The following is a 20115-nucleotide window of genomic DNA, read 5'->3' as shown; positions in this document are numbered from 1 at the left end:
GCGCCCGTTCAACCGGACGGCGCCGTGTTATGGCCTGGTCTCTGTCGGACCTTGCAGCCTGCCGGCGCGCCTCTAGCGACTGCTCGCGCCGGTACATGCATATCTGTAGTGATTCTTTGCGTGGTAAAACGGCGGCGCACCGGGCGCCGCCTTGCTGCCATGCGGAGGCTTACGCCGCCAGCTTGTCGATCAGGCCCATCTCGCTGCTCGACATCAGCTTGTCGATGTCGACCAGGATCAGCATGCGCTCGTCGATGGTGCCCAGGCCGATCATGTAGTCGGTCGAGAAGGCGGTGCCCATTTCCGGCGCCGGCTTCACCTGCTCCGGCGTCAGGGTGGTGACGTCGGAAACGCTGTCAACCACCATGCCGACGATACGGCCGCCGATGTTCAGGATGATCACCACCGTGAACTGGTCGTACACGGGCGTGCCCAGGTTGAACTTGATGCGCATGTCGACCACGGGAATGATGATGCCGCGCAGGTTGATCACGCCCTTGATGAATTCAGGCGCGTTGGCGATGCGGGTGACCGCTTCGTAGCCGCGGATCTCCTGGACCTTCAGGATATCGATGCCGTACTCTTCGGAGCCCAGGGTGAAGGCCAGGAATTCACGGCCGGCGATATCCTTGCCGTCGCCCGCATTGCTTCCGGATGTTTGTTGAGTATCTGACATGGTGCGTTTTCCTATCTTTATCTATCGGTATTACGAAAAAATGGACTCGTCAGCCAGCTGGCGCGAGGAACGGATCAGGGCGGCGACATCGAGAATCAGCGACACGCCGCCATCGCCCAGAATGGTGGCGCCGGAAATGCCCACCACCTTGCGGTAATTCGATTCGAGGTTTTTCACCACGACTTGCTGCTGTCCCACCAGGTCGTCGACAAACAGGGCCGCCTTGCGTCCTTCCGTCTCGAGGATCACGCAGATGCCTTCCGAAGGGCTGGTAAAGCGCGGCGCGATGTCGAACATCTGGTACAGCGGGATCAATGGCAGGTATTCGCCGCGCACTTTCACCACTTGCCCCTTGCCGCTGATGTCCTTGATATCTTCAACGGCTGGCTGCAGCGATTCGATGACAAAGCCCAGCGGTAAAATATACACTTCGTCGCCGACTCTGATCGACATGCCGTCGAGGATGGCCAGGGTCAGCGGCAGCGAGATGGAAATCGTCGTGCCGAAGCCTTTTGCCGAACGGATGTCGACGACGCCGCCCATGGCGCTGATATTGCGCTTGACGACATCCATGCCCACGCCGCGGCCCGATACGTCGGTGACGGCTTCGGCGGTGGAAAAGCCGGGTGCGAAAATCAGCTGCCACACGTCGGCGTCGCTCATCGACTCGGACACGTCCAGCCCCTGCTGCGCAGCCTTGGCCAGGATGCGTTCACGGTTCAATCCCGCGCCATCATCGGATACTTCGATGATGATGTTGCCGCCCTGGTGGCTGGCCGAGAGGAACAAGCGGCCCGCTTCGGTCTTGCCGGCGGCCACGCGGGCGGCCGGCATTTCCACGCCATGGTCGATGCTGTTGCGCACCAGGTGCGTGAGCGGATCGACGATGCGCTCGATGAGGCCCTTGTCCAGTTCCGTGGCGGCGCCATTCGTGATGAAATCGACCTTCTTGCCCAGTTTCGTGGCCAGGTCGCGCACCATGCGCGGGAAGCGCGAAAAGACGAAATCCATCGGCATCATGCGGATCGACATCACCGCTTCCTGCAAGTCGCGCGTGTTGCGCGTCAGGTGGCTGACGCTGTCGAGCAGCTTTTCATGCAGCATCGGGTCGAGCGCGCTGGCGCGCTGCTCGATCATCGCCTGCGTGATCACCAGTTCACCCACCAGGTTGATCAGCTGGTCGACTTTCTCGATCGAGACGCGGATCGACGACGATTCGGCGCCGGCCTTGTCGCCTTCTTTCTTGGCCGGTTTCTTTTCCTGCTCCGCTTCGGCCACGGCGCTGGCCACGGCCGGCGCGGCGGCAGCGCTGGCGTTGCCCGCCTTGGCGGCGTCGGCGCGTATCTGTTCGAGGGGCTGGAAGAAACCGTAGCCCTGTTCGGCGTCGCTCTGCACGCCGGCGGCGGCGCGGATATCCTCGAGCGGCTGGAAGAAGCCATAACCGGGGTCCGTCGCGCCCTGCGCGGCTGGCGTGCCTGGCAGCGGGTCGAAGAAACCGTAGCCCTGGGCTTTTTCCTGCGCCGCGCGGGCCGCTTCGGCTTCGCCTGGCGCCAGTGGCGGCGCCTGCGTGATGACCATGTCGTCGGGATTGAGCACGAACGAGCAGATGGCCAGGATATCGTCCAGGCTTTCATGCGTCGTCACTTCCAGCACCTTGCGCGCGTCGGGCAAGGCGGACACGGCGACATCGCCCAGCAAGCCCAGTTCGGCCGCCAGCGCATCGACTTCGCGCGGCTCCATGGCTGGCAGCTCCAGGCGGATGCGATGGCCGCCGGCATGGCTGACGGCGGCTTTTTCCGCCGTATGGAAGGCCGGCGCGACGGGCGTGAGCGCAGCCACGGGCACGTCCTGCGAGAACGACTGCAGCATCATGCGCACATTGGCCACGGCATCCTGGTCGACGGCGCTGCCCAGACGGTGGCCGTCGAGCTGCATCTTGAGGATATCCTTGGCCGCCAGGAAGGCGTCGACGTGTTCCGCCGTCAGCGCCATCTGGCCCTGGCGGATGCGGTCGAGCAGCGACTCGAGGATGTGCGTCACCTCGCTCATGTCGGAGAGGCCGAACGTCGACGCGCCGCCCTTGATCGAATGGGCGGTGCGGAAAATGGCATTCAGGTCTTCGGCGTCGGGCGCCGCAATATCAACGGCCAGCAGCAGCCGTTCCTTTTCAGCCAGCAGTTCTTCGGCCTCATCGAAAAAGACCTGAAAAAACTGGCTAATATCGATGGTCATAGGGTGACTCCGTCAATTGCATCATTGCACTGCGCGGCTGGCATCAGCCGATCACCTTCTTGACCACTTCGATCAGGCGTTGCGGATCGAACGGCTTGACCAGCCAGCCATTGGCGCCGGCGGCACGTCCTTTCGATTTCATCTCGTCCGACGACTCCGTCGTCAGCATCAGGATGGGTACCTTCTGGTAGGTCGGCAGTTCACGCAGCAGCTTGATCAGTTCCAGGCCATCCATGCGCGGCATATTCTGGTCCGTCAATACCAGGTCCACGGTTTGCAGCTTGGCTTTTTCCAGTCCGTCCTGGCCGTCGACGGCCTCCACCACCTGGTAACCGGCGGCTTTCAGGCTGAACGCCACCATCTGGCGCAATGAGCTGGAATCGTCCACTGCAAGTATCGTTTTGGCCATCTTTGCTCCCACTTATTCCGGGCATCCTGCCCGAGTATTTGATTAATCAATCCATGCAACCACAAGCGCTCCGCACTGGCATGCTAGAACAGCTCGATGTCGCCACTTTCCAAATGCTGTTGACTGACAGCCTTGCGCAGCACGCTGCGCAACTCCAGGCTTTGAATCGCCAGCGCCATGCTGACCCGTCCCAGCAAGGCGACAATTTCTTCATTGTCGCTCTCCGGCAACATCTCCGCGCCATGCTCGCCCAGGGTCCCGAGGAACTCGCGCAAGCCCGTCACGCGCTTCAAGGTGCGCTCGATCAGCTGGCTGGTCATGTCCTGGAATTGCAGGCTGGTGATGGCCGCATTCACATAGCCCCCCACCTCATCCTGCAACGCCAGCAGTTTTTCGCGCTGCTGCTCGGCCGGAATACCGCCGTCGAGCAGCAAGGCGATGGTGTCTTGCTGCGCAGCAACGGCTGCGTGTATCGCCATGAAATTGAAGGACAGCTTCTCGATCGCCTCTTCCAGCAAGATGCCGGTCTGCACCAGGTCGGTTTCCACCTCCGTCAAGTGCTTGCGGCCATGGTCCGACACGCCAGACAGCAGGCGTTTTACATGCGAGCCAAGTATTTTCTTTCTTGTCATAAAGGTCTCATTGTTTCAGTACACCACGCGTCGACAGCCTTGCGTGTTATTTTTTCGCCGCTGCCGGGGCGGGAGCGGGCGGCGCACCGGCCGCCAGCCCTGACGCGACAGCGGCGGAAGCGGCATCGGTCACCGGCAGCTCTATCGCCGAACCATCGCGCAGGACATTTTCTTCCGTGCGTTTGTTCATGACGATGATGCTGATGCGCCGGTTGATCGGATTGAAGGGGTCGAGCTTGTCCAGGTGGGCGGCCGAGCCCAGGCCCACCACGCGCAAGACTTTTTCTTCCTTCATGCCGCCGATCACCAGTTCGCGCCGCGACGCATTCGCGCGGTCGGCCGACAATTCCCAGTTGCTGTAGCCGGCATCGCTCATGTAAGGCGTCGAATCCGTATGGCCGGACAGGCCGATGCGGTTCGGCACTTCGTTGAGCACGAAGCCGATCGCGTGCAGGATTTCCTTGGTGTACGGTTGCAGATTCGCATTGGCGAGCGCAAACATTGGACGGTTCTGCTCGTCGACGATCTGGATGCGCAAGCCTTCGCTGGTGATATCGAGCAGCAACTGGTTCTTGTATTTTTTCAACAGGGGATTGGCGTCGATGGTCGCTTCGATGCGTGCCTTGAGCGCCTGCAGGCGCTTGCCCTCTTCGCGTTCGAGCGCGGCCTTGGCGGAATTGAGGTCGAACGATTTGCGCTGCTGCTCTTCCTGCGCCTTGCGCACCTGCCCATCCTGGCGCGACAAGTCCTGGCCGCCGCCCTGGATCACGGAATTGCTCTCGCCGCTGCCTGAGCCGCCCGCCATCGCCACTTTCAGCGGCGTCTTGAAGAATTCGGAAATGCCGTTCAAGTCGCCCTTCGACGTGGAGCCCAGCAGCCACATCAGCAGGAAGAAGGCCATCATGGCCGTGACAAAGTCGGCGTAGGCGATCTTCCACGCCCCGCCATGGTGGCCGCCAGCTGTCTTCTTGATACGCTTGACGATAATCGGGCGCATGCCTTCATCGGCCATGGCGTCCCCCTTCCGTGTGCTGCAAATGACTCATGGTATCCAGGCGTATATTCACTGCTTACTTCGTTTTCGATTTCTTGATGTGGTCTTCGAGCTCATTGAACGTCGGGCGCTCGGTCGAGAACAGCACCTTGCGGCCGAACTCCACGGCCAGCGCCGGCGCATAGCCGTTCAGGCTGGCCAGCAAGGTCACTTTCACGCACTGGAACATCTTGCTCGACTCTTCCAGCTTCTGTTCGAGCAGGCTGGCCAGCGGGCCGACGAAACCATAGGCCAGCAAGATGCCGAGGAAGGTGCCGACCAGCGCGTGCGCGATCAGCATGCCCAGTTCTGCCGGCGGGAGGCCCACCGATTCCATCGTGTGCACCACGCCCATCACGGCGGCGACGATACCGAACGCAGGCAAGCCATCGCCCACCTTGGCGATCACGTGGGCCGGCACGGCGCCTTCGTGATGGTGCGTCTCGATTTCGTTGTCCATCAGGTTTTCGATCTGGAACGCATCCATATTGCCCGACACCATCAGGCGCAGGTAATCGGTCATGAATTCGACGATGTGGTGGTCGGCCAGCACGGCCGGGTACTTGGAAAACAGCGGGCTTTCTTCCGGCTTGTCGATATCGCCTTCGATCGACATCAAGCCTTCCTTGCGCACCTTGCTGAGCACTTCGAACAGCAAGGACATCAGTTCCATATACAGCTCTTTGGTATAGCGCGAACCCTTGAACAGGCTGGGCAAGGCGGCGATCGTTGCCTTGATGGCCTTGTTATTGTTACCAACAAGGAAGGCGCCCAGGGCGGCGCCGCCGATCATCAGCAACTCCAGCGGCTGGAACAGCGCCGCCAGATGGCCGCCGGCCATTGCGAAGCCGCCAAAGACCGAGGCGCAAACGATGATGTATCCGATTATGACTAACAAGTGCCCTGACTCCCAATAATGGCCGGGGCTGTGTGCCCGGCATGTTCAAACCTGTTCCTGTCTCCTGGCGGCTGCGCCGCCGGCAAGGACAGTGGCAAAAAAGTAACTGAAAGTTAATTGAAATGCTCTGCTTTTCAACGCAATTCCGAGAAAATGCCGTGTGGAACTACAATAACGTGAGATTGCCCCACGGGCAAGCAAATAACGCAGACAATTGCTTAAAAGCACCATATGTAAAGCAAAGGACCACCCTCTGTGGCGGCGATGGTCTTATCGGGCTTGCGTGCCGCAATCTGGAATTCGTAACTAAAAAGCATGCTACCGGGCAACATTTCCCTTTCCGCCTTGCTCCACAGGGCTGCCATCGCCGCCGGCGACAGGTAGGCAAACACGACATCGTAGCGGCCGAAATCGAGCGCTTCGTAGTCGCCGCGCAGGAAGCGCGCGCGACTGCCCGCCAGCTTCGCGCGCAAGCGGCTTGCCAGCCACGGCAGCGGCGCCAGTTCGATACCGGAAAACTGTCCGTCGGGCCGGCGCCGCGCCAGGTCCAGCACCAGGCCGCCCAGGCCGCTGCCGATATCGATCAGGCGCACGCCGGGACGGTCCGCGATCAGCCCGGCTACGGCCTGCCATACCTTTGGCCCCGACGGATAAAACGGCACTTGCGTGCGGAATGTGGACCAGTACAGGCTCAGCAGGAAAACAAAGGCCGCCAGGAACACGGCCGGGGGCAAATCAAGCAGGCTGGCGGCCAGCAAGGCGGGCGCAAACAGCAGGCCGATGGCGCACCACCAGCGCGCCAGTCCCGCGCGCCACGTGATGAGCGCCGCCAGCACGCCCTGCACCAGCGCCACGGCCGGCAGCGACATGGCGACGCCGGCGCGCGCCAGGCCATATACCAATAGCAACATCAAGGGAAAGGCCAGCACCTGGATCAGGATGGCCTTGAGCGCGGGCGCGCGCAGGATTTGTTGCAGCATGGGGTAGTCGAAGGAGGAAAACGCCAGTGTAAGCGATGGAGACATGAAAAAGCCGGAGTGCGGTCAGGCGACCGGCTCCGGCTTGCTCTCTGTCTTATATATATATGTACGACTCAGATCTACGACTCAGGCAAGCGCGCCCGGCGCGACAGCGGCCGCTTCATCGCGCGCCTTCTTGGTCTTGCCGGCCCGCGAAGGCATGTGGCACAGGCCGCATACATAATCGGCGTTCAGGTCGAGGCAGTTGACGACGAACTTGCCGCCGCACTTGCCGCAGGGCGCCATGTCCAGCATTTTGCTGCTGAAAAAGCGCACGAGGGTCCAGGCCCGCGTCAGCGACAACAGCGGCTCTTCGCCCGCTTCGGGCGGCATCTGTTCCAGATACAGTTTATAGGCCTTCATCACGGCTTCGATGCCCGTGGCGCCGGCGTGATCAACGAGGAATTTGTGGATATTGATGAACAGCGAGGAATGGATATTCGGTTGCCAGGTGATGAACCAGTCGGTAGAAAACGGCAACATGCCCTTGGGCGGCGATACGCCCTTCAATTCTTTGTACAGATTCAGCAGGCGTTCGCGCGACAGCGAGACTTCCGTCTCCAGCAGTTGCAAACGGGCACCCAGCTGTATCAATTCGATGGCCAGCTGGATTTCCTGCGCTTCCGATACGACACTTTTCTTGGCCATGCTGTGTACTCCGCGACTGACTGATGCTAACTAACTGCTACTGACTGAAAGCTTGCTGAATCAAGCGATTTCTTCGACGCCTTGGCCTGCCATCAGAATGGCTGCGTGCGACTGGGCCAGCGAGCGGTCTTTATTGTAGTTCGTCAACATGCCCAGGATGGCGCTGTCGTCGAAGCGGAAGCGGGCCAGCATCATGTTGCCGCCAGCGAGCTTCAGGATCTGCGCATTGCTCATGCCTTCGATCAGTTCGGCGATTTCGGCGGCAATGCCCAAACGGAAGATGGCCGTTACCTTGTCCGCACGAATCATTTGCTGGGCCAGCATCAGGTAGCTCAGGTTAGCGTCGCGAATCTCAGCCATCATGTCGTTAGCAGTCATTTCCATCTCCTCAATCCGTTGAATTCAGCTGGCATTGTTTGTTGCCAGTGAGATACATTCTGCAGGAGCAACATTAAACGCAACAGAGGCGCAGCGCTGTATTTTTGGTCGGGAAATGGCGGATGCGATCGTAGGTGTTTGTCTGACAAACACTGCTCGATCATGGTCGCACGCCAGTAACGGCGCGGATGTGAGTGGTTGGCTGCATGCCGGATTTAGCCAATTTTTGGCCTGTAAAAAATATCACTTTTTTACAACAACTTGATCGGAATCAAGCCTGTCTACCTAGATAACGGCTGCCTGGACAGGAACTTTAGGGCTTTTTTGAAAAATATTTCAAAGATCCGCATTCTTTTTCGGCCGGTTTGACACCGTTCATGTATTCGTTGACGGCGGTGTCTGGGAAAACTTTAGGGCTATTTGAAAAATATTTTTAAAAATCGTGATTTTTTTCGTTGACGCCCCGCAGGCAGGCACTTCGCGCGCCTCATCGAGCGCGGAAATTCCGCTTTCCGGCGTGGATTTGCTACACTGCCTGCTTCCGCACAATACTTTAAGCTTCAAGCAATATCGTGCCATTGACACAAGTACCAACATGAAAGCCACCATGATTTCTCGACATGACTGCAGCGCGCGCGACCTCGACGATCCCCTGGCGCCCTTGCGCCAGCAGTTCGACTTGCCGCAAGGCGTGATTTACCTCGACGGCAATTCCCTGGGCGCGCGGCCGAAAGCGGCCCTGGCCCGCGCCCAGCACGTCATCACGGCAGAATGGGGCACGGACCTGATCCGCAGCTGGAATACGGCCGGCTGGTTCGACCTGCCCAAGCGCTTGGGCGACCGCCTGGCCCCGCTGCTGGGCGCCGGCACGGGCGAAGTGGTGATCACCGACACCACGTCCGTCAACCTGTTCAAGGCCCTGGCCGCCGCCCTGCAGATGCAGGCCAGCGATCCCGCGCATGCCGCGCGGCGCATCATCGTCAGCGAACGCAGCAACTTCCCCACCGACCTGTACATGGCGCAAGGCCTGTCCGCCTGGCTCGACCGCGGCTACCAGCTGCGTCTGGTCGACAGTCCCGAGGAACTGGCGCAAGCGATCGATGCCGATTGCGCCGTCGCCATGCTCACGCACGTCAACTACCGCACCGGCTACCAGCACGACATGGCCGCCATCAGCAGCCATTGCCACGCGCAGGGCACGCTGGCACTGTGGGACCTGGCCCATTCGGCCGGCGCCGTGCCGCTGGACCTGAGCGGCGCCGGCGCCGACCTGGCCGTCGGCTGCACCTACAAATACCTGAATGGCGGCCCCGGCTCGCCCGCCTTCATCTGGGTGCCGGAAAAACACCAGGCGCGCTTCCGCCAGCCTTTGTCCGGCTGGTGGGGCCACGCCACACCGTTCGCCATGGACCCGGGCTTTGCGCCGGCAGACGGCATCGCCCGCGCCCTGTGCGGCACGCAGCCGATACTCTCGCTGGCCCTCGTCGAATGCGGCCTCGATATCTTTGCGCAAACAAGCATGGAAGCCATCCGGCGCAAGTCGCTGGCCCTGACAGACCTGTTCATCGCGCTGGTGGAGCAGCGCTGCGCCAGCCATCCGCTGGGTCTCGTCACGCCGCGCGAGCATGCGCGCCGCGGCAGCCAGGTCAGCTTCACGCACCCGCATGGCTATGCCGTCATGCAGGCACTGATCGCGCGCGGCGTCATCGGCGACTACCGCGAACCGGCCATCATGCGCTTCGGCTTCACGCCCCTGTACACGAGCTTTGCCGACGTGTGGGATGCCGTGGAAATCCTGCGCGACATCCTCGACACACTAGCCTACGACATCGCCGCCAAGCGCGATGCCGTCACCTGAATCACCCCATGAGCGACGACAAGAATATGAACAAGGAAAACACCAGCGGCTGCCCCATGCATGCGGGCGGCCAGGATGCGCAATGGCATGGCGCGCAAATGGATTTCAGTGAATCGATGAGCTACGGCAACTACCTGGCGCTGGACCGCATCCTCACGGCCCAGCATCCGCTGTCGCCGAACCACAACGAAATGCTGTTCATCGTGCAGCACCAGACGAGCGAATTGTGGATGAAGCTGATGCTGCACGAAATGCACGCCGTGCGCGCCAACCTGCAAAGCGGCGACCTGGCGCCCGCCTTTAAAATGCTGGCACGCGTGGCGCGCATCATGGACCAGCTGGTGCACGCCTGGGACGTGCTGGCCACCATGACGCCGCCCGAATACACGGCCATCCGTCCCTACCTGGGCGCCTCGTCCGGCTTCCAGTCCTTCCAGTACCGCGAGATCGAATTCATTTTGGGGAACAAGAACGCGGCCCTGCTCAACGTGCACACGACGGCGCCCGACACCTACAAGGTGCTCGACGCCGCCCTGCGCACGCCCTCCGTCTACGATGAATCGATCAAGCTGCTGGCGCGCAGCGGCCTGCATATCGCCCCCGAGCGCCTGGACGCCGACTGGACCCTGCCGACCAGCGCCGACGCCTCCGTCAAGGCGGCGTGGCTGGAAGTCTACCGCGACCCGTCGAAACACTGGGCCCTGTACGAGCTGGCCGAAAAGCTGGTCGACCTGGAAACGTCCTTCCGCTTCTGGCGCTTCCGCCACGTGACGACGGTCGAGCGCATCATCGGCTTCAAGACGGGCACGGGCGGCACGGCGGGCGTCAGCTATTTGCGCAAGATGCTCGACGTGGTATTGTTCCCCGAGCTATTCGCCCTACGCACGGAGTTATAACTTTAAGGAGCATTGATGTCGCCTCTCGTCCTGACCCTGGCCGGCCTGTGGAATTCCGGGCCGCAGCACTGGCAAACCCATTGGGAAGCGCGCCACCCGCAATGGTCGCGCGTGCCGCACCGGGAATGGCAGACGCCGGACAAGGACGAATGGGTGGCGGAGCTCGACCGTGCCATCGCCGGCTGCGAGCGCCCGCCCGTGCTGGCAGCGCACAGCCTGGCCTGCACGCTGGTGGCCCATTGGGCGGCCAGCGGCTCGCCGCACAAGATCGCCGGTGCCTTCCTCGTCGCCCCCAGCGATGTGGAAGCGCCCTCCTACCCGTCCGGCACGACGGGCTTTGCGCCGATGCCGCTGCAAGCCTTGCCGTTTCCCAGCCTGGTGGTCGCCAGCGGCGATGATCCCTACGTCAGCTTCGCGCGGGCACGCGCGTTTGCCGCCGCCTGGGGCAGCGATTTCACCATGATCGGCGACGCCGGCCATATCAACGGCGACGCCGGCTACGGCCCGTGGCCGGACGGTGAGCAGCTGCTGCTGGACTTCTGCGCCGCGCACCAGCCCTGAACCAGGGCGCGCACACGATAGACGCGCGCCCATTTGCCCACAAGTAAGAACGCAGGCAGAATCGTGGCCTTTCCATTGCGGCGCCCCGGCGCCAGTATCACGATGAAACGTCTGCTTCTGCCCTTGCTGCTTTGCTCCGCCTTCGCCCACGGCGCGCCCTTCTACGAAGGCAAGACCCTCGCCCATCCCGCCATCACCGCCTCGCAGGACAGCGGCTTCGACATCGCCTTTCTCAAGGAAAAAGAAGGCGTCAACGGCTATTACTGCGAGTGCAAGGGCAGCAATTCAAAGCCCATTTTGCTCGACCAGTTCGGCAACGCCGTCATCCGTTCCGTCTTCTACGCCTCGCTGGACAAGGAATCGGACGACAGCGTGCAAACCATGCTGGTGCTGTTCCGCCAGGACGGCAAGAACGGCTTGCGCGCCTACCGCTACCACCGCAGTTCCGGCAAGTACCGGCGCCTCGACGGCTTGCAGCCGGCCCTGAACCGCATCGTGGCGCAAAGCGCCGCGCCCAACGCGGGCCAGGTCAAGGCGGCGCTGGCCAAGCTGGCGCCGATGGACTACAGCGTCGCGCGCGGCAAGAGCGGCAATGCGGACTTCGACGCCATCGACCATACGCAGGGCACCATCGTCGGCTACTACAGCGATGAGGGCAAGCCCGTGGAGGCTGGCAGCCAGGACGCCATCATCTACAAGAAAACCTTCGAGAAAAAAGGCGAGCGTTTTCTCACCGCCAGCTACACCCTGTACAGCGATGCGGGCGCCGGCATCCTGCGCAATTACCGCCTGTGGCAAGTAACGTGGGAAACGGCGCCGAAGCAGTTCACGGGCAGCCAGGAAGGCCCTTCCGTCATCTACAGCCTGGCCTGGGACGACGGCTCGGTGGTCGAGCGGGGCCAGTACGCGAAAGGCAAGCGCCAGGGCCTGTGGGTGCGCGAAGGCATGCACGAAGGCAGCGAAAAAGGCCATTTCGTCGACGGCCTGCAGGAAGGCATGTGGTACTTCAATTATCCAAAACAGAACGAGAGCGGCATGTACCGGGCCGGCAAGCGCGAAGGCCGCTGGACGGTCGTCAACTATGCCGATGCAGAGGAAGTGACGGGCTTCGACACCTACGCGGGCGGCCAGCTGAACGGCCCGCACGAACGCAGCATGGGCGGCAAGCTGCAAACGCGCGGCAACTACGTGAACGGCTCGCGCCATGGCGCGTGGATCACGGAAGACGGCGACGGCAGCTTCATCGAAGGCTTGCGCGACGGGCCGTGGAAGCTCAAGCTCAAGGACAAGGCCACGCAACGCGTCACTTTCGTGCAAGGCAAAAAACAGGGCGAAGCGATCGACACGGATGCGCAGGGCGCGCTGCGCCTGCGCGACCATTACCAGGCCGGCGTGCTCGAAGGCAGCCGCACGCGCTATCTGGGCCCGGCCGGCAAGGAATACGTGGTCTACACGGCCACCTACCGCAACGGCCAGCTCGATGGGCGTGAACAGGCGTTCGACGACAGCGGCAAGATCCTGCGCCTCGATACTTTGTGGGACATGGGCAAGAAGCAGGGCCTGGACGCGCGCTACTACCCGAACGGCAAGCCGGAGCGCCTGGCCGTCATCGACCAGGGCCGCCTGCTCACGCACCTGCGCGAGTACTATGAAGACGGCCAGCTGCTCAACGACATCCACCGCTGCACCTTCAAGGAATACGGCAGCACGCGCGACGACGTATGCGAGTACCACCATATGTACTACCCGGACGGCAAGCCGCAGTATTACTACGCCTTCCAGTACGGCCAGCGCCAGGAAGGCTATTCGAACTACCCGAACGGCAAGCGCAAGGATGAACTGCTGGTCGACCGCGCCGCCGACACCTCGGTCTTGAACGTCTATTACGAAAGCGGCCAGCTCAAATGCACGGAGCCGCGCAGCGGCCACAGCACGCGCACGGTCAACGGCGAGACCATGATCAGCTACGCTTCGGCCGACCGCGACGGCGACAATATCTGCTACCACCCGAATGGCAAGGTGGCCAGCATCTACACCTTCCGCAAGCGCGTGCTCGTCGAGTGCGGCAAACGCTACGACGACACGGGCAAGCAGACGTTTCCGGGGCCGGAAGGCTGCCCTCCCCCCAGGAAAGTGGACTATCCGATAGGACTATGAGCATGACACAAGCAACACAGCCGCTACGCATCCAGAACCCCGGGCGCATCGACGCCAGGGCGATCCGCACCGCCATCGCGGGCGGCCAGCAGGTACTGGTGCAGTTCGATACCCTGGGCGAGCCGGAGCCGCTGCTGGCCGACCTCGACGCCCTGGCCGCCACCTGCGGCACGGCGCTGACCATCCGCATCTACGGTTACGACCCGAGGGTGTTCGATGCCCGCATCCTGCGCGCGCTGCCGCATGTGGCCAGCCTGTCCATCGATTGCCACTGGCAAGCCATCCATCTGGAAACCCTGGGCGAGCTGCGCCACCTGAAGCGCCTGAGCCTGGGCGTGTACAAGCTGGCGCAGGCCGACATCCTGCAGCTCGATAATTTGCGCGGCCTCGAATACCTGAACCTGGGCGAGTCGGCCAAAAACAATATCGACCTGGCCCCGCTGCGCCACTACACGCAGCTGGCCAGCCTGGTCATCGAGGGCCACGACCAGCATATCGACACTGTGGCTGGCCTGCCGGCGCTGCACGAGCTGTCGCTGTACCGCATCAAGAACAAGGTAGCGCTCGATTTCATCTCGGAGATGGCCCGCCTGGACCGGCTGCTGTTGCAGCTGGGCGGGCGCGAATCGCTCGCGCACATCGAGGCGCCCCTGTTGCGGAAACTGGAAGTGATACGCGTGCGCGGCCTGGAAACCCTGGGCGACATCGGCCGTTTCCCGCTGCTGCAGGCGCTATGGGTGGAAGACCAGATCAAGCTGCGGCAGATCGCGCTGGGGCCCAATCCCGTGCTTGAACGCCTGCATCTGCACACCTGCAAGACGCTCGACAGCCTGCCCGGCCTCGCCGCCTTGCCCGCCCTGCGCCAGCTGTCGGCATCCGAAACCATGCTCGACATAGACGCCTTGCTGGCGCATGGCTTGCCCGCGTCCCTCACGCATGCGCGCCTGCGCACGGGCAAAAAAACCCGCGACGACGCCATCGCCGCGCAGCTGGCGCAACTGGGCTACGAGCAGCCAGGCCCCTGCTAGATCAGCGGCTGGCGGCCAGCTTGCGCTGCCACAAGGCCACGTCGATCATCACGCCATCGGCGCCCGTGTTGCGGATGTAGACGCGGTAGCTGCCCTGCCCCATGTTGCCATCGAGGTAGGCCGTGCGTTCGTTGCGCTGCAGCCTGGCGCCCTTGGCCAGCTGGCGGTAGCGCTCGACCACCGTGTCGAAACTGGCATAGCTGCGCAGCGCCACTTCCAGGTCGCGCGGCGGGCGGCCTTCGGCATGGTCAAGCACATTGTTCTGTTTCTTGCCCTTGAGCGTCAGCGGATAGGCAAACACGCCCGCGCCGGCCGACGTCAGCACCGTCGATTTATCGAGCAGCAGCGGCAGCAGCGCCGGCGGATACGCGGGCGGCAACTGGGTGCGGTTCCAGCCCGGCAGGGCCGGCTGCGCCAGCACATATTCGACGGTGGCGATCTTTTGCCCGTCGGCGCCCGCTTCCTTGTCGCCCGCGATCAGCGCCAGCATGGGCGGCAATTGCCGGGCCCAGGCCAGCAAGGGCGCCGCATCGCCGACCAGCATGCCCTTGCGGTGGAACACGGTCAGCACCGCATTCGGATCGGGATTGCAGACTTTCGCCAGCGGCTGGCCCTCCAGGCGGCAATGCCCATTGACGAGGCCAAAGGCGATGATGGTGCCGCGCTTGTCGAGCAGCATGGCACCGCGTTCGCGGCCCTGCTTGCGGTCATTCATCGACGCCAGCAACTGGCGGCCATCGGCCAGCACGGTGCGCGTGGCGTCGCGCTTTTCGCTGATCGCTTCGAGCGCCTGCGCCAGCAGCAATTCATCGTCCTCCGTGTAACTGCCGCGCGCGTAACCGAAGAAATCGAACAGGGCCGCGCGCACTTGCGGGTCTTCGCTCAGGCGCGGCAAGGCACCGCCGGCCAGCAAGGACGACAGGCTTTTCCCGGCCGGCGCAGAGGGCGCCGCCGTGGCGCGGGCGGGCTGGGAAAGGATGCAGGCCGCTGCCAGCAAGGCGCCGCCCAGGGTGCGGTAATTCGAAAAAATGATATGCATGATTCTGTCTGTCGGGGATTTGGCCGCTCTTGCGGCCACGCATGGCGCGCCGGCGATTCTAGCATGGCGCCAGCCCCCATGCCGTGCGGCTGGCGGACGGCGCGTGCGCCGGCGCGGCTGTTATGATGGCCGCAATGACGACATCAACCCACGCCTCGCCCCTGCTTGTCCTCCTGCCCGGCATGGATGGCACGGCCAGTCTGTTCCACCATTTCGACGCCGCCTTGCGCGCGCACAGCGCCATCGATACCTTGGCCATCGCCTACCCGGCCGCGCCACTCGACTATGCGGCGCTGGAAGCATTCGTGCGCGAACGCTTGCCGCGGGACCGCCCTTTCGTCGTGCTGGCCGAATCGTTTTCGGGACCGCTGGGGGCGGCTTTGCGCGCCGATCCACCGCCCGGCATGCGCGCCCTGGTCCTGTGCTGTTCGTTCGTGCGCAATCCGCGCCCGGTGCTGGCGCCGCTGCGCCACCTGCTGGGCCTCGTGCCCTTCGGCACGATGCCCGGCTTCGCCCTGCGCCAGGCGCTGCTGGCGCCCTTCTCCACGCCGCAGTTGCAGAATGAACTGGCCGCTGCGCTGGCGCAAGTGCCACCGGCAACGCTGCGCCAACGCTTGCGCGCCGTACTGGAAACGGACGCCACGCGCAGCTTCGCGCGCGGCAGCCTGCCCGTGCTGTATCTGCGCGCCCGCCACGACCGCCTGGTGCCGCCCGCGAACGCCGTGCAGATACTGCGGCAGGCGCCGGGCGCGCAACTGGTCGACATCGCCGCGCCGCACATGCTGCTGCAGGCGGCGCCGGAAGCGGCCGCCATCGCCGTCGCCGCTTTTATTACGGGCCTGTCAGCCGCGCAGATACCCGCTTAACCGCGCGCTGGCCAGCACGGCCAGCCAGCTCAAGCCGCCCGCCAGCACACTGAAGTAGATCGCCCGCAGCGGATGCTGGGGCAGCAGATACGCGAGCACGGCCGCGCCCAGCAAGGCGCACAACGCAGGCTTCCACCAGCCGGGCGGCAGCAGCGCCAGCAGCAGATTCGTGCCCGCGTACACGTAAAACACCAGCAGCAGGGCCAGGCCGCCGGCAACGCCGCGCGAGCCCAGGCTGCCGAACAGCTGCGTGTACAGGAAAAATCCCAGCCAGCTCAACACAATAAACAACAGGCAGCCCAGCGCATGCGCGCCCAGGCCCGCCATCAGGCGCTTCTTCATGGCCATCATCCGTATCGTCCCGTGCAAAGCCGCATCATAGCGATTTTGCCGGCAATGCGACCGGTTGACTTGTCTACCTACTAGATGGTAGACTTATTTCGAACCCGGTATTTCACCCGGCAATCCTTCCGCGCCACGGCGCATTCGACCTTTGCGAGGCATCACATGCATCAACTGTTCACCCCTTATGACCTGTCCGGCATTTCCCTGGCCAACCGCGTCGTCATGGCGCCGATGACGCGCACGCGCACGCTCGAAAACAATCCCGATGCGCTCACCGCGCTGTATTACGCCCAGCGCGCCTCGGCCGGCCTGATCGTCACCGAAGGCTTGCCCGTCTCCGATGAAGGCCGCGGCTATTTGTACACGCCCGGCATCTACAGCAGCACGCAGGGCCAGGGCTGGCGCCAGGTCACCGATGCCGTGCATGCCAAGGGCGGCAAGATCTTCGCCCAGCTGTGGCATGTGGGCCGCATGTCGCACGTATCGATCCAGCCTGGCAACGCGGCGCCCGTGGGCCCCAGCGACGTGGCGGCGGAAAACACCACCGTCTACGCCTGGATCGAACCGGGCAAGGCGGGACCGGTGCTGCCCAGCGTGCCGCGCGCGCTGAGCGTCGACGAAATCGCCCGCGTCACCGCCGACTTCGTGCATGCGGCAAAAGTCGCTATCGACGCTGGCTTTGACGGGATCGAGATCATGGCGGCCAACGGCTTCCTGTTCGACCAGTTCCTCAGCAGCGCCGTCAATACGCGCACCGACCAGTACGGCGGCAGCATCGCCAACCGCCAGCGCTTTTTGCTCGAGACCATAGACGCCCTGTCGGCCGCCATCGGCAGCGGCAAGGTCGGCGTGCGCATCTCCCCATTCGGCCGCCTGTACGACATGCGCGCCTATGCCGATGAAGCGCAGGTGTGGAGCAGCGTGGCGCAGGCACTCGATACGAGGCAGCTGGCCTATGTGCACCTGAACTACCAGCCGACCATCACGGCGGCGGAAGTGCCAGCCGGCTTTGGCGCGCAATTCCGCCAGGACTATCACGGCACCCTGATCGGCGCGGGCGGCTTCACGCAGGAACTGGCGCGCAGCGAGCTGGAAAAAGGCGACCTCGACCTGATCGCCTTCGGCATGCCGTTCATCTCCAACCCGGATCTGGTGGAGCGCATGCAAAACAACTGGCCGCTGGCCGACAGCGACCGTTCGACCTATTACGGCGCCAGCGGCGCCCCGTCCCACGGTTATACCGACTATCCCGCGTATGGCGCGGCGCCCAATCCGCAAGAACTGCTGATGGCCGCCCTCAACGCCTGCCTGTCAGTCGGTTACGCAGCCAATGCGGCGGCCATGGGCATCACCGTGCACAGCCTGGAAATCGAAACGGACGGCAAGCTGGACCTGCGCGGCTTCCTCGGCCTGGACGAGAACGTCAATCCCGGCTACGACGAAGTCAGCTACGTGGTGCGGCTGCGCACGGATGCCTCGCGCGAGCGCGTCGAGGCGCTGCACCAGGCCGTCACCAAAACGTCGGTCAACCTGGCCAATTTCTCGAAGGCCATCCGCATGCTGCCCACCCTGGAAGTAATCGAGGCCTGATACCCATCCCGGGAATCATCTAGCCACCAACCCGCGCGCAAGCGCCTACATAGCGAGGAAATCATGGAAGACTGGAAACAAGCTCGGCAAGACATCAACACACGTGCGTTGCAATTGAACGCACTGACGCCCGACACCATGAAAGGCATCGCCGCACTGGGCGGCGCCGGCGACAAGACCAACCATCTCGATGCGAAAACGCGGGAACTGATCTCGCTGGCAGTGGCCGTCACCACGCGCTGCGACGGCTGCATCGCCTTCCACGCTGCCGCCGCCAAGAAACTGGGCGTGACCGTGGAAGAAATTGGCGAGGCGCTCGGCGTGGCGATCAACCTCAATGCCGGCGCCGCCGTTGTGTACAGCACCCACGTGCTGGACGCGTTCGACAAGGCTTGATACTGCCGCATCAGCCGGCCTGGCATGCGTGCACGCCGGGCCGGCCACTCAAGGAGCAACCATGAAAAACAACACACAAGCGCTGGTCGTCGACATCTGGTCCGATTTCGTCTGCCCCTGGTGCTGGATCGCCAAGCGCCGCTTCGAGAAGGCCCTTGCCGCTTTCGAACACAGGGACGCCGTGCAGGTCAGGCTGCGCGCTTACCGCATCGCACCGAACCATCAGGCCGAACCGATCAAGGCAGCCTTGCTGAAAAAATTTCGCGATCCGATGGCCGCCGAGGGCATGCTGTATTCGGTGCAGTCGCATGGAACGGCCGAAGGCCTGGACTACCGCTTCGACAGCATGCTGTTTGGCGACACCATGGACGCGCACATGCTCGTCAAGGCCGTCAGCGACGAGGCTTTGCAACAGCGCCTGGTCGAAGTGCTGTATGCGCAGAGTATTTCGCACGGAAAATCGCTGTTCGACCGCGATTCCCTCGCCCTGCTCGCGGCGCAGGCGGGCGTGCCTGCCGAGGCGGTGCAGCGCGCGTGGTCGACACCGCAATTGCGCCAGCAGGTGCAGGACGATGAGCGCAGCGCCTCGCGCATCGCTTCCGGCGTGCCGCTGTTCGTTTTCGGCAATGGAGCGCACATTTCCGGCGCACAGCCGCAAGAGGTATTCCTGCAGGCACTGGAAAAAATGCATGCCAGGTCCCAGGAGAATCTGGCCGCATCGGCCGGGGAAATGTGTGGCCTGGACGGCTGCATCCTGCCTTAAGCGCTGGCGGCGGCTTCCCTGGCAGATCCCGCCGTGTCCAGGTAGCCGTGGACCGCGCGCCCCAGGCGCCGCGCAAGCGACGCCATATCCGTTTCTCCCCGCAACGCCGCGGCGTCGATGATGCCGCGGCATAGCGCAATCACGTCAGCGGCGGCCATATCCGGATCGGCTATGCCATGACGCGCCAGCAGCCCTGCGAGCTGGCCCGATAGCGCCTGCCGCAAGGCCTCGTCCTCACGCTGCAAGGATGGCGACGACGGCGCCGATTCCAGCGCGAGGGCTAGCGCGGGCCGCCTGAACTGGTGCGCCAGGCCGGCCATCACACCTTGCTCTATCGCGAACGGCAATTCACCCTCCAGCGCCATGGCTAGACCCACGTCGTGCAGCAGCACTGCGCGTTCGCGGCGTACCAGTTCGGCCAGCAGCGCCTCTTTCGACGGGAAGTACTGGTACAGGGAGCCGATGCTGACGCCGGACAGCTCGGCAACGTGATTCGTCGTCAACGCGGCCCAGCCCCGCACCTCGATAATGCGAGCAGCCGCCTCCACCATCGCCGCGACGGTGGCAGCCGATCTGGCCTGGGATGGCCGCTTGCGGGGTTCCGCATGCGCTGCAGTTTTTGCCATGAATGCGAGTAGCGGAAGTGGGTAGTAAAACTTATTCTAAACGTTCCACAAACAACCGTCCTTGC

General features: G+C 63.1%; 20 protein-coding genes and 2 pseudogenes. 10 read left to right on the top strand and 12 right to left on the bottom strand.

Annotation, left to right across the window (positions count from 1 at the left end; translation table 11 throughout):
* Positions 1–169 precede the first annotated feature (169 nt).
* From MRBLMS1_RS11330 to flhD, 9 genes are all read right to left on the bottom strand, one after another.
* Entirely contained in the window at positions 170–676 is a 507-nt protein-coding gene (locus MRBLMS1_RS11330; protein WP_034758356.1) for a chemotaxis protein CheW, read from the bottom strand.
* Between the two features lie 30 nt (positions 677–706).
* On the bottom strand, positions 707–2908 hold the full coding sequence (cheA, locus tag MRBLMS1_RS11325; protein ID WP_128139893.1) for a chemotaxis protein CheA: 2202 nt from the start codon (positions 2906–2908) through the stop codon (positions 707–709).
* 43 nt (positions 2909–2951) lie between these two features.
* Positions 2952–3317, bottom strand: coding sequence for a response regulator (locus tag MRBLMS1_RS11320; RefSeq protein ID WP_034758362.1), 366 nt, complete (start codon positions 3315–3317; stop codon positions 2952–2954).
* An 83-nt stretch (positions 3318–3400) separates the two neighbouring features.
* Positions 3401–3949 carry a hypothetical protein gene (locus MRBLMS1_RS11315; RefSeq protein ID WP_034758366.1) on the bottom strand — a complete coding sequence of 183 codons (549 nt, stop codon included), beginning with the start codon at positions 3947–3949 and terminating at the stop codon, positions 3401–3403.
* Between the two features lie 46 nt (positions 3950–3995).
* Entirely contained in the window at positions 3996–4961 is a 966-nt protein-coding gene (motB, locus tag MRBLMS1_RS11310) for a flagellar motor protein MotB (RefSeq protein ID WP_128139894.1), read from the bottom strand.
* Between the two features lie 58 nt (positions 4962–5019).
* A complete protein-coding gene (gene motA / locus MRBLMS1_RS11305) occupies positions 5020–5880 on the bottom strand; it encodes a flagellar motor stator protein MotA (RefSeq protein WP_128139895.1) in 861 nt (286 codons plus the stop codon).
* Between the two features lie 218 nt (positions 5881–6098).
* Positions 6099–6905 (bottom strand): class I SAM-dependent methyltransferase, encoded by an 807-nt coding sequence (locus tag MRBLMS1_RS11300; protein WP_485879472.1) that lies wholly within the window; start codon positions 6903–6905, stop codon positions 6099–6101.
* 81 nt (positions 6906–6986) lie between these two features.
* Positions 6987–7547, bottom strand: a complete 561-nt coding sequence (gene flhC / locus MRBLMS1_RS11295) for a flagellar transcriptional regulator FlhC (protein ID WP_128139896.1) — start codon at positions 7545–7547, stop codon at positions 6987–6989.
* Between the two features lie 60 nt (positions 7548–7607).
* On the bottom strand, positions 7608–7925 hold the full coding sequence (flhD, locus tag MRBLMS1_RS11290) for a flagellar transcriptional regulator FlhD (RefSeq protein WP_034758381.1): 318 nt from the start codon (positions 7923–7925) through the stop codon (positions 7608–7610).
* A 607-nt stretch (positions 7926–8532) separates the two neighbouring features.
* On the opposite strand from flhD, the gene kynU reads away from it, so the two are divergent.
* From kynU to MRBLMS1_RS11265, 5 genes are all read left to right on the top strand, one after another.
* Complete coding sequence (gene kynU, locus MRBLMS1_RS11285; RefSeq protein ID WP_485879471.1) at positions 8533–9783, top strand: kynureninase; 1251 nt, start codon at positions 8533–8535, stop codon at positions 9781–9783.
* An 8-nt stretch (positions 9784–9791) separates the two neighbouring features.
* Positions 9792–10679: a tryptophan 2,3-dioxygenase gene (kynA, locus tag MRBLMS1_RS11280; RefSeq protein WP_485879470.1), complete on the top strand. Its 888-nt coding sequence runs from the start codon at positions 9792–9794 to the stop codon at positions 10677–10679.
* Between the two features lie 15 nt (positions 10680–10694).
* Positions 10695–11240: an RBBP9/YdeN family alpha/beta hydrolase gene (locus MRBLMS1_RS11275; protein WP_485879469.1), complete on the top strand. Its 546-nt coding sequence runs from the start codon at positions 10695–10697 to the stop codon at positions 11238–11240.
* Positions 11241–11342: 102 nt separating this feature from the next.
* Entirely contained in the window at positions 11343–13397 is a 2055-nt protein-coding gene (locus MRBLMS1_RS11270; RefSeq protein ID WP_485879468.1) for a hypothetical protein, read from the top strand.
* 2 nt (positions 13398–13399) lie between these two features.
* A complete protein-coding gene (locus tag MRBLMS1_RS11265; protein WP_485879467.1) occupies positions 13400–14425 on the top strand; it encodes a leucine-rich repeat domain-containing protein in 1026 nt (341 codons plus the stop codon).
* 1 nt (position 14426) lies between these two features.
* Here MRBLMS1_RS11265 and MRBLMS1_RS11260 read toward each other — a convergent pair whose 3' ends face one another.
* Positions 14427–15464 carry a hypothetical protein gene (locus MRBLMS1_RS11260; RefSeq protein ID WP_485879466.1) on the bottom strand — a complete coding sequence of 346 codons (1038 nt, stop codon included), beginning with the start codon at positions 15462–15464 and terminating at the stop codon, positions 14427–14429.
* Between the two features lie 134 nt (positions 15465–15598).
* On the opposite strand from MRBLMS1_RS11260, the gene MRBLMS1_RS11255 reads away from it, so the two are divergent.
* Complete coding sequence (locus MRBLMS1_RS11255; protein WP_485879465.1) at positions 15599–16330, top strand: alpha/beta fold hydrolase; 732 nt, start codon at positions 15599–15601, stop codon at positions 16328–16330.
* Here MRBLMS1_RS11255 and MRBLMS1_RS11250 read toward each other — a convergent pair.
* Positions 16307–16672 carry a hypothetical protein gene (locus MRBLMS1_RS11250; RefSeq protein WP_485879464.1) on the bottom strand — a complete coding sequence of 122 codons (366 nt, stop codon included), beginning with the start codon at positions 16670–16672 and terminating at the stop codon, positions 16307–16309. The genes MRBLMS1_RS11255 and MRBLMS1_RS11250 overlap by 24 nt on opposite strands.
* A 165-nt stretch (positions 16673–16837) precedes the next feature.
* On the opposite strand from MRBLMS1_RS11250, the pseudogene MRBLMS1_RS11245 reads away from it, so the two are divergent.
* The 4 genes and pseudogenes from MRBLMS1_RS11245 to MRBLMS1_RS11230 form a co-directional block, all read left to right on the top strand.
* Positions 16838–17932 (top strand): annotated as a pseudogene (locus MRBLMS1_RS11245) (alkene reductase); the annotation flags it as partial.
* A 12-nt stretch (positions 17933–17944) separates the two neighbouring features.
* A pseudogene (locus MRBLMS1_RS11240) lies at positions 17945–18265 on the top strand (OsmC family protein); the annotation flags it as partial.
* 63 nt (positions 18266–18328) lie between these two features.
* The gene (locus MRBLMS1_RS11235; RefSeq protein WP_139092567.1) at positions 18329–18661 is read left to right on the top strand and encodes a carboxymuconolactone decarboxylase family protein; all 333 of its coding nucleotides are present in this window, start codon (positions 18329–18331) and stop codon (positions 18659–18661) included.
* Positions 18662–18722: 61 nt separating this feature from the next.
* Positions 18723–19424 carry a DsbA family oxidoreductase gene (locus MRBLMS1_RS11230; RefSeq protein ID WP_485879463.1) on the top strand — a complete coding sequence of 234 codons (702 nt, stop codon included), beginning with the start codon at positions 18723–18725 and terminating at the stop codon, positions 19422–19424.
* Here MRBLMS1_RS11230 and MRBLMS1_RS11225 read toward each other — a convergent pair.
* Entirely contained in the window at positions 19421–20050 is a 630-nt protein-coding gene (locus MRBLMS1_RS11225) for a TetR/AcrR family transcriptional regulator (RefSeq protein ID WP_485879462.1), read from the bottom strand. The two genes, MRBLMS1_RS11230 and MRBLMS1_RS11225, sit on opposite strands and share 4 nt — an antisense overlap.
* Positions 20051–20115 lie beyond the last annotated feature (65 nt).

Origin of the sequence: Massilia sp. LMS1-1-1.1, from assembly GCF_040815535.1 — a bacterium.
GTDB classification, from domain to species: domain Bacteria; phylum Pseudomonadota; class Gammaproteobacteria; order Burkholderiales; family Burkholderiaceae_D; genus Janthinobacterium; species Janthinobacterium aestuarii.
The sequence above is the reverse complement of the archived record's forward strand: the minus strand, read 5'-3'. Positions and strand labels throughout refer to the sequence as shown.

Coding starts and splice junctions, on each gene's coding strand:
- MRBLMS1_RS11270 (WP_485879468.1), top strand. CDS start 11,343: ATGAAACGTCTGCTTCTGCCCTTGCTGCTTTGCTCCGCCTTCGCCCAC.
- MRBLMS1_RS11320 (WP_034758362.1), bottom strand. CDS start 3,317: ATGGCCAAAACGATACTTGCAGTGGACGATTCCAGCTCATTGCGCCAG.
- MRBLMS1_RS11260 (WP_485879466.1), bottom strand. CDS start 15,464: ATGCATATCATTTTTTCGAATTACCGCACCCTGGGCGGCGCCTTGCTG.
- motB (WP_128139894.1), bottom strand. CDS start 4,961: ATGGCCGATGAAGGCATGCGCCCGATTATCGTCAAGCGTATCAAGAAG.
- MRBLMS1_RS11330 (WP_034758356.1), bottom strand. CDS start 676: ATGTCAGATACTCAACAAACATCCGGAAGCAATGCGGGCGACGGCAAG.
- flhC (WP_128139896.1), bottom strand. CDS start 7,547: ATGGCCAAGAAAAGTGTCGTATCGGAAGCGCAGGAAATCCAGCTGGCC.
- MRBLMS1_RS11315 (WP_034758366.1), bottom strand. CDS start 3,949: ATGACAAGAAAGAAAATACTTGGCTCGCATGTAAAACGCCTGCTGTCT.
- flhD (WP_034758381.1), bottom strand. CDS start 7,925: ATGACTGCTAACGACATGATGGCTGAGATTCGCGACGCTAACCTGAGC.
- MRBLMS1_RS11230 (WP_485879463.1), top strand. CDS start 18,723: ATGAAAAACAACACACAAGCGCTGGTCGTCGACATCTGGTCCGATTTC.
- MRBLMS1_RS11225 (WP_485879462.1), bottom strand. CDS start 20,050: ATGGCAAAAACTGCAGCGCATGCGGAACCCCGCAAGCGGCCATCCCAG.
- MRBLMS1_RS11265 (WP_485879467.1), top strand. CDS start 13,400: ATGACACAAGCAACACAGCCGCTACGCATCCAGAACCCCGGGCGCATC.
- kynU (WP_485879471.1), top strand. CDS start 8,533: ATGATTTCTCGACATGACTGCAGCGCGCGCGACCTCGACGATCCCCTG.
- MRBLMS1_RS11275 (WP_485879469.1), top strand. CDS start 10,695: ATGTCGCCTCTCGTCCTGACCCTGGCCGGCCTGTGGAATTCCGGGCCG.
- MRBLMS1_RS11300 (WP_485879472.1), bottom strand. CDS start 6,905: ATGTCTCCATCGCTTACACTGGCGTTTTCCTCCTTCGACTACCCCATG.
- MRBLMS1_RS11235 (WP_139092567.1), top strand. CDS start 18,329: ATGGAAGACTGGAAACAAGCTCGGCAAGACATCAACACACGTGCGTTG.
- cheA (WP_128139893.1), bottom strand. CDS start 2,908: ATGACCATCGATATTAGCCAGTTTTTTCAGGTCTTTTTCGATGAGGCC.
- MRBLMS1_RS11250 (WP_485879464.1), bottom strand. CDS start 16,672: ATGAAGAAGCGCCTGATGGCGGGCCTGGGCGCGCATGCGCTGGGCTGC.
- MRBLMS1_RS11255 (WP_485879465.1), top strand. CDS start 15,599: ATGACGACATCAACCCACGCCTCGCCCCTGCTTGTCCTCCTGCCCGGC.
- kynA (WP_485879470.1), top strand. CDS start 9,792: ATGAGCGACGACAAGAATATGAACAAGGAAAACACCAGCGGCTGCCCC.